The sequence below is a fragment of the Cutibacterium acnes genome (assembly GCF_003030305.1).
Taxonomy (GTDB): Bacteria; Actinomycetota; Actinomycetes; order Propionibacteriales; family Propionibacteriaceae; genus Cutibacterium; species Cutibacterium acnes.
In genome coordinates this window covers 554,194-566,458 of sequence record NZ_CP023676.1, presented here as the reverse complement: position 1 = coordinate 566,458, position 12,265 = coordinate 554,194, and the positions used below count along the sequence as shown (strand labels likewise).

Here is a 12,265-nt window from a genome sequence, read left to right as displayed (position 1 = left end):
CTTTAACATGATTGGACGGCCATCCGGAACGTCTAGGAATCATCGTCGAACAGAGCCCCAACCGCACCCAGATCAAGCGGTTAGTTGATCCGATGAACCTCGACCCGCTGCTGGCTGAAGACCTCGCCGAAGGCCATCAACGACCCAAGCTGGAGCGCCATGGCGAGGCCCTGTTCCTGGTGCTACATCCGCCGTTCTACATCGATTCGATCGAGGACGTCGCCTTTGTTGAGGCCGAAGTCATTAAGCAGCGCAATTGCGTCGTCCCCACCCTCATAGGGTCGATTTATAGCATGAACTTCGACAACATGCCAGAGCTACACTGAAGGTTCGGCTACCTCTACTGCATACTTTCTATGGTGGCCAGCAGCGGGATTCTCTACGTCATATTCCGCAAAAACAATTGGTTATAACACGCTCCGGTACCGGTTCACGGTATCGTCCTGTTCTCGGAAGAATGGCATACCCTGACACGGAATACGCTAAGACCACCCAGCCATCAGGAAATGTCGCGTTTTCTTCACCGGGTTCGGCAAAACACAGGCCGCAGGGCTGGATGTCGGAGTCACCAGCCCAGCCTCTACGACAACGACCTATGATGGGAAAGGTTTCCGCGGGAGCCGCACAGAACAGGATGCGGCTGAGAGGGCATATTCGCCGACCGCTTTCACCTGATGCGGGTCATGCCGCCGGAGGGAGGACATGCTGTGGGCACTGCTGCCACACGACGAGAGTTCGCTGGATCCACTGTCGTGGGTCACGTCGATACGAAGAGCCACAATCACGCCGCCGAGACTTCGACTATTCCACCGTCGGAGCGTGGTCGTCCCTCCTCTGTCGTCATCGCCGGAGCCGGAATTATCGGTCTGACGACGGCCTGGCGACTGCGTCGTCGCGGGATAGAGGTCACCGTCTTGGATGACGCCCCAGTTTCCGGGGCCAGTTTCGCTGCTGCCGGGATGCTCGCCCCGGTCTCCGAGGTCATCTGGGATCAGCCGACCCTCTACCCCCTCATGGTGGAATCGGGCCGGATCTATCGCGACTTCGCTGCCGCCATAGCCCACGACGTTGGCCACGACATCGGGTATCTGGAAAGCTCCACCTTCGTCTGCGCTGGAGATTCCGCCGACCGCCAGACCCTCAATGAACTGCTCGAACTGCAGCACCGGATGGGCATGACAGTCAACCGAATCAGTGTGTCCCAGGCACGGGCGGCGGAACCCGCGCTGGGCCCAGGATGCGTCGGGGTCGTCGACATCCCCGGCGACCATCAAGTTGATCCCCGACGGCTGTGCGGCGCCATTCTCGAATTCCTTGGCGACCGAGTCGTACCCACCCGAGCCAGTGAGGTTCTCTTCAATGAGGATCATCGCGCGATCGGCCTGCGTGGTGCCAACGGCAAAAGCTACCGTGCCGATCACGTCGTACTCGCCGCTGGGGTGGACACCGGTGCGATCACCGGCATTCCGCAGGCCCTCACTGATCTACTGCGCCCGGTACGAGGTGAGGTGTTGCGACTCCGCGTCCCCGAAGCCCTGCGGCCATTGGTAACAAGAACCATCCGCGGCGTCGTTCAGGGAAATGCCGTTTACATCGTCCCGCGCGCCGACGGCACCATCGTCCTAGGCGCAACAACTCGAGAAGACGACATGGTCGGAGTGCGTGCGGAGGGTGTTCACCAGTTGCTGCGCGACGCCCACCGTTTGGTACCCGGAATCCTCGACTGCGAAATCTACGAGATGACTGCCAAGGCCCGTCCCGGTTCCCCCGACGACGTACCCATGGTTGGACGGGTAGGCGATGGGCTCACTGTCTCAATGGGGTACTTCCGGCACGGCATTCTCCTGGCTGCGATCGGCTCGAGGATTGGCGCAGATATCGTCTGCGGCACCGAAAAGGACAACAATCCGGCATTGCTAGCGGCCGTCAATCCATTCCGATTCGGCAACCGGTAAAAAGCCATGATGACAGCGAACAATGGTGAGACGACTGGCCACTACCCCACGACGACGGTCAACGGGGAGCCGTACGATCCCAGCGGTAATGAGACGATTCTCGACCTCGTTAGTGCCCGTATCGGCAAGACGTTGAGAGCCGACGGGAGAACCGTCGATGGCTCGCCCCTGGGGATTGCGGTGGCCATAAATGGGGCCGTGATACGTCGCGCACAGTGGGCGGCAACCCCGGTGCGAGGAGTCATCGACGTCGTGACGGCGGTACAAGGCGGATGATGACGGAAGAAACAGACGTGGCGAACGTGAAGGAGACGATAGTGAGCTGTGACGAAAAGGCGGCGACGTCTTCCGACGAACCGCTGCGCATAGGTGGTCTAAGGCTCACATCACGACTCATCATGGGCACCGGTGGTAGCACGAGCATGGACACCCTCGAGCGAGCACTGGTTGCCTCGGGGACTCAACTTACGACCGTGGCTATGCGTCGATTCGCCGCCGGGCCTCGTCAATCGGTGTTCGAGATCCTGCAACGGCACCGGATCACCGCCCTACCGAACACGGCCGGCTGCTACACGGCACGAGACGCTATTCTCACCGCGAATCTGGCCAGGGAAGCCCTGGATACCAACCTCGTCAAACTCGAGGTCATCGCTGATGAGGACACCCTGCTGCCCGACCCCGTTGAGCTCGTGAACGCCGCCGAACAACTCGTGGCCAATGATTTCGTCGTGTTGGCCTATACCAATGACGATCCAGCAATAGCTAAGCGTCTGGAAGATCTTGGTTGCGCTGCGGTGATGCCGGCCGGAGCCCCGATCGGTACCGGGCTAGGAATCCTTAACCCGCACAATATCGAGTTGATTGTCGACCGGGCGAACGTCCCCGTCATCCTGGACGCCGGGATCGGCACGGCCTCGGAGGCCACCTTGGCCATGGAACTGGGGTGCGACGCGGTACTCCTGGCGTCCGCCGTGACCCGCGCTCACAATCCGGTGGGCATGGCCCAGGCGATGAAGATGGCTGTGGTGGCTGGACGGATGGCTCGTACATCGGGACGCATCCCGCGTCGACGTCTGGCGCGAGCCAGCTCGCCGTTCGACGGGATCATCACTGGGCGAGTCCGTGGTCCGAGGGAGAACGACAGTCTGTGAGCGCTCTAAACCCGATGGACGACGCGGTATCTCGTGCTACCAACGGCCACGATGCCGTAGAAGACATGGGTTCCACGACGTCGCTAATCAACCGTGACCTGATCCGATACGCCCGCCACATCGTCTTGCCCGGATTCGGTCAGGAGGCTCAACGCCGACTACGAGATAGTCGGGTGCTTGTCGTCGGGGCTGGGGGCCTCGGCTCCCCGGTACTGCTATACCTGTCCGCCGCCGGGGTTGGCTACCTCACGATCCTTGATGACGACGTCGTTGACGAGTCCAACTTGCAGCGGCAAGTGATCCACCGTCAGGCCGACGTGGGACGGCCCAAGGCCCTCAGCGCCAAAGATGCGGTGCAGCGACTCAATCCGCATCTGGTGGCAGAGGCCGTCGTCGCCCGGCTGGGAACTGACAATGCGCTCGACCTAGTCAAGGATCATGACCTCATCCTCGACTGCACGGACAACTTCACCACCCGTTACTTAGCCTCCGACGCTGCCGAGATCACCGGAACCCCGCTGGTTTGGGGAACGATTCTGCAGTACCAAGGTCAGCTATCAGTTTTCTGGCCCGATCGCGGGCCCATGCTACGCGATCTGTTCCCCGAGGTTCCCGCCGCTGATTCAGTGCCGTCGGCCGTTGTTGGAGGCACATTCGGCCCGGTCGTCGGTCAGGTGGGATCGATGATGGCCACCGAAGCCGTGAAGGTGCTTACTGGGATCGGGACGCCGGCCGTGGGAAAACTTGTCGTCGTCGACGCTCTCGGCGTCGGTGCCCGCACCCTCAGCTTCGCCGCAGACCCGGACCGTGCTTCAGTGACGCAGCTGCCCGAAGCTGAGTGAAGGTGGAGGAATTCTCGGGTGATGTAGCTGATTGATTTTTTGAATCCGAGGGCGTCGCCTCGGAGAGGTTTGAGGCGTCTGTTGGTGACCTCGGTGGGGCCGTTAGGAAGTAGCTGTCGTGCCTATTGAGGTCGTTTCAGCTTCATCAAGATGGCCAGGATGCTGCTAGCGAGCAGGGTGATCTTGGTACAGGATTCTGTTTGTCTGCTGGCCATCGTGAGCAGCGGTCAGTAGCGACGATCTATTAATACACCGCCCACGTCACGTCGACCTTGGCATGCACATCATGGGAGAGGACCCTCTACAGGGTTTAGGACTACCGGTCGGTGAGGGGTCTCAGCGCCAGTGCACAGTGTCCCGTAAGCTGCAATAAGCATAGGCTGAAAATCGCTACGACTTTTCACACGATACGGTAAGTTGTGAATGACGTATCGTATGTCGGGAGGTCTCAACGTGGAATCCTATTCGACGAATATACCTGGGCTAAAGACCAAGGCAAGTCGCCGTGAATTCATGAAATGGTCCGCCGTGGTCGGCGGGACTGCCGCCCTCGCCCCAGTATTACACGAGACGAAAGATGCACTAGCCAACAAGCCAACCAACGACGCTTCGACCTTCGTGTGGTCTGCTTGCACCGTCAATTGCGGCTCACGCTGTCCGCTGCGCCTGGAAGTCAAGGACGGCACCATCGTACGCGTGCTACCCGACGATACCGCAAACAACAAAGTGGGCTCCCAACAAGTACGTGCCTGCGTGCGAGGACGTTCGATTCGCCACCGCATTTACAATCCCGACCGATTAAAGAAGCCAATGAAACGCAAGCCCGGCACCAAGCGGGGAGATGAACAATGGGTAACGATCAGTTGGGATCAAGCCCTCGACGAGATCGCCGAAAAAATGAAAAAGATCAAAGCCAGGTACGGCAACGAAGCCTTTTACATTAACTACGGCACTGGCACTTTAGGCTCAGTGATGGCCAAGTCATGGCCGCCGGATCAGAGCGCCTTCGCCCGGCTCATGAACACGTGGGGAGGTTACCTCGACCATTACAGTGACTACTCGACCACCGAGATAACTCAGGCCTACCCGTATTTCTACGGATCATGGGTCGGAAGCAACTCATTTGATGACGTGAAAAACTCCAAACTTCAGGTCATGTTTGGCAACAACCCTGCGGAAACACGCATGTCAGGCGGCGGCCAAGTGTTCGTTTCCCAGCAGACACGCAAGGCCTCGGGTGTACGCACGATAGTCATCGACCCGCGCTACTCTGAAACGGCCATTACTATGGCTGACGAATGGATTCCGATTCGGCCCGGCACCGATGCCGCCTTGGTCGCAGGTCTCATCCATACCATGATCACCGAGGACCTGCACAACCAAGCTTTCCTTGATCGCTACTGCGTCGGTTTCGATGACAAACATCTACCCGAAGGAACATCAGCCGGTTCATCTTACCGAGCCTATCTGGAGGGGAAGGGACCCGACCATACCATCAAGAACGCCCAATGGGCCTCCCACATCACCGGAGTCCCGGCAGAGCGGATCCGCCGCTTAGCACGTGAGATCGCAGCAGCCAATCCCTGCGCCATCACCCAAGGCTGGGGGCCCCAACGTCATGCCAACGGAGAAAATAGTGCTCGGGCGATCTTCCTGCTCGCAGCCGTCACCGGCAACATTGGCATCCCCGGCGGCGGAACCGGTGCTCGCGAAGGCGCCCAAGCCTTCCAGTTCACCTTGCCCTTCAACACTGAGATCACCAATACCAAATCCAACAAGATCATCCCAGTGTTCTCTTGGCTGGACGCCATCGACCATGGTGAGCAGATGGACACCTTCAACTCTGGGGTGTGTGAAAAGCCAGCCCCCGGAGTACGTGCCAACAAGGTTCCCATCGACGAGCACGGCAAGCCGACGAATGTCAAGCTCAGCGCCCCCATCAAGATGGTGTGGCAGTACGCGGGCAACTCGCTAGTGGGACAGACCGGCAACAACAACCGCTCAGTGGAGATCCTGCGTGACGATTCCAAATGCGAGCTCATCGTCGTTTGTGACATCCAGTACACGACCTCGGCCCGCTACGCCGACTACGTCCTGCCTGGCACCTCCACCGCCGAGGAAGAAGACATCCATCCAGGCGAGAACGGGGGGCCGATGGCCTATGGAATCGTTTCATCTCAGGCAATCAAGCCTTTGTACGAGTGCCGCAACATCTTCGACATCTGCGCCGGACTAGCCAAGCGCCTAGGCACCGAGAAGGAATTTACCGGCGGATTGACCCGTAGCCAATGGCTGGAACGCACGATCGAAGAGACTCGAAAGAAAGACCCCGGCCTGCCCACCTACCGCGAGTGGAAGAAAATAGGTATCTTCCGCAAAGACATGGGCCCCTATGTAGAACTTGATGAATTCCGTAAAGACCCGGTTGCCAATCCACTAGAGACCCCCTCAGGCAAGATCGAGATTTATTCTGAGCGGCTAGCTGCGATGTCCGAAGCGTGGACGTTCGGCACCTTCCGCAAGAAGCTGGCTGGTGACAAACTCACTGCACTGCCGGAATACGTCGTCACCTGGGAAGGCCCCGAGGAGGCCAAAGCCTCCAAGAAATATCCGTTCCAGGTGATAGGACACCATTTCAAAGGACGAACCCACTCCAGCTATGGCAATGTTGACTGGCTACTGGACGCTCATCCCCAGACTGTCTGGATCAACACTCGAGATGCCCGAGCTAAAGGTATCACCAATGGCGATCAAGTCTTTGTTTACAACGATCGCGGTACCATCCGGCTACCGGCCCGTGTCACCGATCGTATTGCACCCGGCGTTCTCTCAGTGCCGCAGGGCGCTTGGTACCGCCCCTTGAGCAACACAAAGGTCGCCCCGCCAAGCAAGGCCAATCCCAAGCAACCGGTCGACATCAATGGAGCCATGAATACTCTCACCTCGCTGCACCCCTCGCCGCTAGCGAAGGGTAATGCGGTGCACACAACGATCGCCAATGTGGAGAAAGCATGAATACCCCGCCCCCACGGGAAACCAGTCAACCGCGCATAAACGCGCCAACATTGAGGCAGAAGAATACATCAGCATATGACGAACTAGCATCGGCAACCATAGGCAAAATCGCAAATCGGGTTTACACCGACCTGATGAACATCCGGAAAATCTAAGGAGTCAGAGGATGGGAGAGAAGAACTATACGGCAAAAGGAGCCAAGTACGGCTTCTTCTTTGACCAGACACTGTGCACCGGGTGCAAAGCCTGCCAAATCGCCTGCATCGACAAACACGACCTGCCCACGGGGGTGCGGTGGCGCCGAGTCGTCGAGTACAGCGGAGGAACTTGGCAGATCTCGGGGGACACTTTCAACCCCTCAGTCTTCACCTACTACACGTCAGTCTCATGCAACCACTGCGAGGACCCGATCTGCATGAAAGTCTGCCCTACCACGGCAATGTCCCGCCGCGATGACGGCACCGTCTACGTCGACCAAGACAAGTGCGTGGGATGTCGATACTGTGAGTGGGCGTGCCCGTATAGCGCACCGCAGTACCGCAAGGACACTGGCCGAATGAGCAAATGCGATCTGTGCTACGACTATCGCAGTAAGGGTAAAGAGCCAGCCTGTGTAGCCGCTTGCCCGTCGCGAGCTCTGGATTGGGGACCTATCGATGAGCTGCGCAGCACATACGGCAATGAGGACGCCATCGCTCCACTGCCTGATCCTTCGGTAACCAAACCGCACCTAGTGATCACTGCGCATCGTGACGCCCAGAGGTGGGACGAGGGCACCGGCGAGATCGCTAATACCAAGGAGATCTGATGAACACCCACGACGTTCCGATGATCCTGTTCACCGTCGTCACACAGATGTGCGTTGGTGCCTTTTTGGTCCTTGGGACCGCCCACGTGGGGGCAGCCATCAGGGGACGCGAAAACAGCGTCGTGGAACGGACCAGTCGCCCAGTGCTCTATGCCATCGGCCCGGCCATGGTATTCGGCCTCTTCGTCTCCATGTTTCATATGGGTTACCCGGCTCATACCCTCAACGTCTTGCGTCACCCGCAGACTTCCTGGCTATCGCGTGAAATCATGTTTGGCTCCGGCTTCGCCCTACTTGGCTTTGTCTTTGCCATGCTGAGTTGGTTTAAGCGACCTGCTTTCGCTATTCAGCGGGTTCTCGCGGTTGTCACCGCTATCGTTGGCATCGGACTGTTGGTGTGCGAGTCGATGATCTATTACTCCTTGGTGACGGTCCCGGCTTGGCACAGCTGGTGGGTGCCTTTCTCCTTTACAGCGACGACCATCATCTTGGGAACTCTCTCAGTGGCCTGTGCACTCATGATCACCGCGATGGTGCGTCATCGTCACGAAACAGCTGTCCCCTCAGCCAGGGAAAAGCATCCGAAAACCACGGGCTGGTGGTCCCGGCACGTCACCGAGGAGATCCGTGCCATCAACGCTCCAACCGATGATCAGGAATGGGACCTGTCGTTGACGGTAACCAAATGGTGCTCCATCGGCGCCGCCGTGGTCTCGGTTGCCCTCATGGTGGGTTATCCGCTCTACACATCCCAGCTGGCCTCCGGCGGGCCTGTCGCCCACCAGGCCAGTAACACGTTCTCCGGAGGTATCTACGCTACCCGACTCATTCTGCTTGGTGCCATCGCGCTCATGCTCGGAAGTTTCGTCTACCGCGGAGCTTTACACACACCGCGCGAGCACCCTCATAGCCTTGGCTGGTTACTTATCACCACGCTGATTATTACTTTCGCGGGCGAGATCGTCGGACGAGCGCTGCACTACTGGAGTCTGGTGCGAATCGGCATATGAACGCCAATCAACTAAGGCCACTGCTACAAATGATTGCAAGCAGCTCCGCTTCCCCATGAAGGTTTAGTCCCGTGTTTGGCCCCGCTGCTCGGCGGCCTGCATCAATTTCTTTACCAACTGCAGGGTATCGCCACCCTGTGCCGTGGCAATACCGACCAGGAATGCCGTCAGCGGGGCTCCCGGACGGGACGGTCCGTGCGAGATAACTGAGACCATGTCAAGCAAAGGCTGCTCAACATCGGTCAGAACGGATGGATCGACGTCCACCTCTCTTGCGGCGATCTCCAACCAATCACGCATCCGGGCCATCTTCTCAGGGTTGTCGTCATGATGCGACATGGCTACCTCCTCGCTTCTCAGGGTTGTCATAGGCTGCTGACCACCTGTTGGTCGTCACAACACCCACGTTTAAAAACACCCTACGATCCAGCGAACCGAAGGGACGCCTGCACGTGCGGTCCGCCGCACTCAGTAAATGCAGTGTGTGCTAACTCGCTAGTCATGAACGTCAGTGACCTCCTCCGGCAAGCTGCCTGAAGATGTGTTCGAGCATCGGCCCGATCACAGTGAGGGTGTCGCGCACTCCGCCAGTGGAGCCGGGCGCATTGATGATGAGAGCCGCTTGGTCACCCCGTGAGGTCACACCTACGAGACCACGCGATAGTCCTGCCAGGGCGGAGCCATGCGCACCGAGGGCTCGGACCTGCTCGGCCAGCCCATCTAGACGGGCCACTAACAACGGCTCGGTGGCTTCCGGGGTAAGGTCACGCGGCGAGATCCCCGTTCCACCGGTAGTGACGACAAGCCGGCATCCATTCTCTAGTGCATCCCTCAAAGCGCCGCCCACCGAGTCGATCCCGTCAGGTACGACAGTCACCGGATCGACCTTGAGCCAGCTGCATCCCAGCTCAGCAAGCAATGAAGCAGCCAAGGGCCCAGACCGGTCCAGGGCCGCGCCAGCGGCACAACGATCTGAGACAGTGATGACGCGTGCCCTGATCTCATCCACACAATCGATCTTATCGAGATCCGATCAGCGCTCTCGCCGACCCGTGCTCGGCATAAGCCACTAAGAGTGCGCCTCTAGAGGGGCAGGAGTCCGCCCCCTCGCAAGACTTACGGAAACCGAGCGATGCGGGACCACACATGCTCCTCAACGCGCTTTATTAAAGCAGCGCCTCGACTAACTCTGTGCTCCTGCGACACGGAGTGTCTCGCTGTCATAGTAATGACCACGGTAACTGCGTGGAGAGGATGTCTCATCATGGGCGCAGGGTTTCCGAAAAACACGTACGCTTCGGAGAATCAATCGCCGATGTGACGCAACCACCACTCCACATCGCCCGGAGTGTCAAGATCACGACAAGCCTCTGGCTCCACTGGAAGGTCGAGCAAGCATAAGCCACCGAGCACGCTGTGTACCGAGCGGTTCACGACCGTGTCAGCAGCGGCAATCGAGGCTTCTAAGGGTACTCGCCGATACAACCCTTGCAGGAGCTGACGATGAGGCTTCGGTACTCCCCCAAATGTGACGGCCCCAGCGAAATGGTTCAACGGATCATCCTCTAGCGCTTCGCGCAACTGACGAATTGACCTGCCAATCCCCGGAGAGTCCACCGCGCAAACGAGCACCAAATCATCCGGTTGAGCGGGAGGCAAAGCCTGCAGCCCGGCTCTGATTCCAGCCAACGGCCCAGACCCAGGCGGGTCCTCCATTGTACGTATCACTGACCATGGCACCTCCACTGATTCGCGAGCAACGACCACGTTGCTACCTTCCAGCCCTTCGCGGGCACCATCCACCGCGTCCAACACGACATCAAGTAGACGACGTGTCCCCACACGCAGATTCGCCTTCGCCACCCCACCCAATCGATGAGCACATCCACCAGCGAGGATGACAGCGTCCAAACGACGATTGGTCATGTCATGATCATGCCGCATACCGATCCGTAACAAGCCACCCGCCACAGACTTCACCAAAGTTTCCGACCAATATGACCATCCAACACATCTTCGAAGCGTGCCGACGATACGCCCCGCCAGAAACAGCAAACCACGCGATGTCGCCACGCCGGCGTTGGGGCACAGGGCGGGGCGGCCTTCACGCCGATGATTTTTTCTGATAATATCCGTGTTAATTGCACGATCCCACGCGGAGACATTGTGAGCACAAGCCCTTCCCACCATCTCATCGAGAACTGGGATCCCGAGGAAAACTGGGATTCCGGTATCGCATGGCGAACTTTGACCATTTCGACGTTCTCCATGATCATCGCATTTTGCGTATGGTTCTTGGTGAGTGCGATCGCACCCAAACTCAACGCCATCGGATTCCACCTGACGAAGTCACAGCTGTACTGGCTCACCGCCATGCCAGGGCTCTCGGGAGGATTCATCCGCCTGGTCTACATGTTCCTACCGCCGGTGATCGGCACTCGCAGGCTCGTGGGATACAGCTCCCTGCTCTACCTCATCCCTATGCTGGGCTGGTTTTTCGCCGTCCAGAACACGTCGACCGGGTACGGCACCCTTCTCCTCCTCGCCTTCCTATGCGGCGTTGGGGGCGGTTCTTTCTCCGGTTACATGCCATCAACGGGCTACTTCTTCCCTAAAAGCAAGCAGGGCACCGCTTTGGGAGTACAGGCTGGCATCGGCAACCTGGGGATGTCCATCGTTCAGTTGCTCGGCCCATGGCTCATGGGCTTCGGGCTCCTCGGCCTCACGTGGATCGCCCCGCAGCACACCGCCGGGAGCCCCTTGTGGGTGCACAATATCGCCATCGTCTTCGTCCCGTGGACCATCCTGGCCACGATTTTGGCATTTACCATGCTCAAAGACGTTCCGGTAAAGGCGAACTTCCGTCGGCAGATCGACATCTTCACCAACCCCGACACTTGGATCATGACGCTCATGTACGTCATGACGTTCGGCCTGTTCAGCGGCTTCAGCGCCCAGTTCGGGCTACTCATCGAGAATACGTATGGCAACTCGAGCAACTTGGCCCACGGATTTTCTAACTTGCCCGCCGGCGCCTCCTACGCCTTCCTCGGCCCACTGATCGGCTCGTTGGTGCGTGTCGTCTGGGGGCCGCTCTGCGACCGATTCGGTGGGGCGATCTGGACCCTTGTCTCAGGAATCGGGATGGCACTGACGTTCGGGTTCTGCGTCTTCTTCCTCAACCCCACAAGTCCAAGCCAGTTCGGCTACTTCCTGTGGGGAATGCTCACCATGTTCTTCTTCTCCGGTATCGGCAACGCCGGGACGTTCAAGCAGATGCCCATGATCATGCCTGCCAGACAAGCCGGTGGAGCCATCGGGTTCACCGCCGCCATCGGCTGTTTCGGCCCATTCGTCGTCGGTGTCGCCCTGTCATCGATGTCAGCCGTTGCCTGGTTCTGGATCTGCACCGTCTTCTGCATTGTGTGCTCGATCATCTGCTGGATCCGTTATGCCCGCCCAGGTGCTCCATGCCCTGGCTGAC

At 58.8% G+C, this 12,265-nt stretch carries 12 protein-coding genes and 1 riboswitch; of the genes, 9 read left to right on the top strand and 3 right to left on the bottom strand.

Translation table 11 applies throughout. The features are described from left to right. Positions 1 to 11 precede the first annotated feature (11 nt). The 8 genes from CPA42_RS02850 to CPA42_RS02815 all read left to right on the top strand — a co-directional run bounded on the left by CPA42_RS02850 (position 12) and on the right by CPA42_RS02815 (position 8,781). Positions 12 to 326: a CorA family divalent cation transporter gene (locus tag CPA42_RS02850; RefSeq protein WP_002516654.1), complete on the top strand. Its 315-nt coding sequence runs from the start codon at positions 12 to 14 to the stop codon at positions 324 to 326. 277 nt (positions 327 to 603) lie between these two features. After that, a riboswitch (TPP riboswitch) is annotated at positions 604 to 715 on the top strand. Further along, positions 675 to 1,955 carry a glycine oxidase ThiO gene (thiO, locus tag CPA42_RS02845; RefSeq protein WP_002518807.1) on the top strand — a complete coding sequence of 427 codons (1,281 nt, stop codon included), beginning with the start codon at positions 675 to 677 and terminating at the stop codon, positions 1,953 to 1,955. Its footprint overlaps the riboswitch before it by 41 nt. A 6-nt stretch (positions 1,956 to 1,961) precedes the next feature. Then, positions 1,962 to 2,231, top strand: coding sequence for a sulfur carrier protein ThiS (thiS, locus tag CPA42_RS02840; protein ID WP_002516628.1), 270 nt, complete (start codon positions 1,962 to 1,964; stop codon positions 2,229 to 2,231). After that, entirely contained in the window at positions 2,228 to 3,106 is an 879-nt protein-coding gene (locus CPA42_RS02835; RefSeq protein WP_002518806.1) for a thiazole synthase, read from the top strand. Before thiS ends, CPA42_RS02835 begins: the two co-directional genes overlap by 4 nt. Before the next feature lie 14 nt (positions 3,107 to 3,120). Then, positions 3,121 to 3,948 (top strand): HesA/MoeB/ThiF family protein, encoded by an 828-nt coding sequence (locus CPA42_RS02830; RefSeq protein WP_002516699.1) that lies wholly within the window; start codon positions 3,121 to 3,123, stop codon positions 3,946 to 3,948. A gap of 435 nt (positions 3,949 to 4,383) precedes the next feature. After that, the gene (locus CPA42_RS02825) at positions 4,384 to 6,963 is read left to right on the top strand and encodes a DMSO/selenate family reductase complex A subunit (protein WP_002516743.1); all 2,580 of its coding nucleotides are present in this window, start codon (positions 4,384 to 4,386) and stop codon (positions 6,961 to 6,963) included. A 166-nt stretch (positions 6,964 to 7,129) separates the two neighbouring features. Continuing rightward, positions 7,130 to 7,771, top strand: a complete 642-nt coding sequence (locus tag CPA42_RS02820; protein WP_002516727.1) for a DMSO/selenate family reductase complex B subunit — start codon at positions 7,130 to 7,132, stop codon at positions 7,769 to 7,771. Continuing rightward, positions 7,771 to 8,781, top strand: a complete 1,011-nt coding sequence (locus CPA42_RS02815; RefSeq protein ID WP_002516647.1) for a dimethyl sulfoxide reductase anchor subunit family protein — start codon at positions 7,771 to 7,773, stop codon at positions 8,779 to 8,781. The genes CPA42_RS02820 and CPA42_RS02815 overlap by 1 nt, the downstream gene beginning before the upstream one ends. Positions 8,782 to 8,844: 63 nt before the next feature. Here the strand turns inward: CPA42_RS02815 and CPA42_RS02810 are convergent, their stop codons facing one another. The 3 genes from CPA42_RS02810 to CPA42_RS02800 form a co-directional block, all read right to left on the bottom strand. Beyond that, positions 8,845 to 9,150 (bottom strand): DUF6457 domain-containing protein, encoded by a 306-nt coding sequence (locus CPA42_RS02810; protein ID WP_002518803.1) that lies wholly within the window; start codon positions 9,148 to 9,150, stop codon positions 8,845 to 8,847. A 139-nt stretch (positions 9,151 to 9,289) separates the two neighbouring features. Further along, positions 9,290 to 9,790 carry a MogA/MoaB family molybdenum cofactor biosynthesis protein gene (locus CPA42_RS02805; protein WP_002516695.1) on the bottom strand — a complete coding sequence of 167 codons (501 nt, stop codon included), beginning with the start codon at positions 9,788 to 9,790 and terminating at the stop codon, positions 9,290 to 9,292. Between the two features lie 296 nt (positions 9,791 to 10,086). Next, positions 10,087 to 10,725 carry a molybdenum cofactor guanylyltransferase gene (locus CPA42_RS02800; RefSeq protein WP_002518802.1) on the bottom strand — a complete coding sequence of 213 codons (639 nt, stop codon included), beginning with the start codon at positions 10,723 to 10,725 and terminating at the stop codon, positions 10,087 to 10,089. 168 nt (positions 10,726 to 10,893) lie between these two features. Between CPA42_RS02800 and CPA42_RS02790 the strand changes: the two genes are divergently transcribed. Next, positions 10,894 to 12,264: a nitrate/nitrite transporter gene (locus CPA42_RS02790; RefSeq protein WP_002518801.1), complete on the top strand. Its 1,371-nt coding sequence runs from the start codon at positions 10,894 to 10,896 to the stop codon at positions 12,262 to 12,264. The last annotated feature ends 1 nt before the right edge of the window (position 12,265 follow it).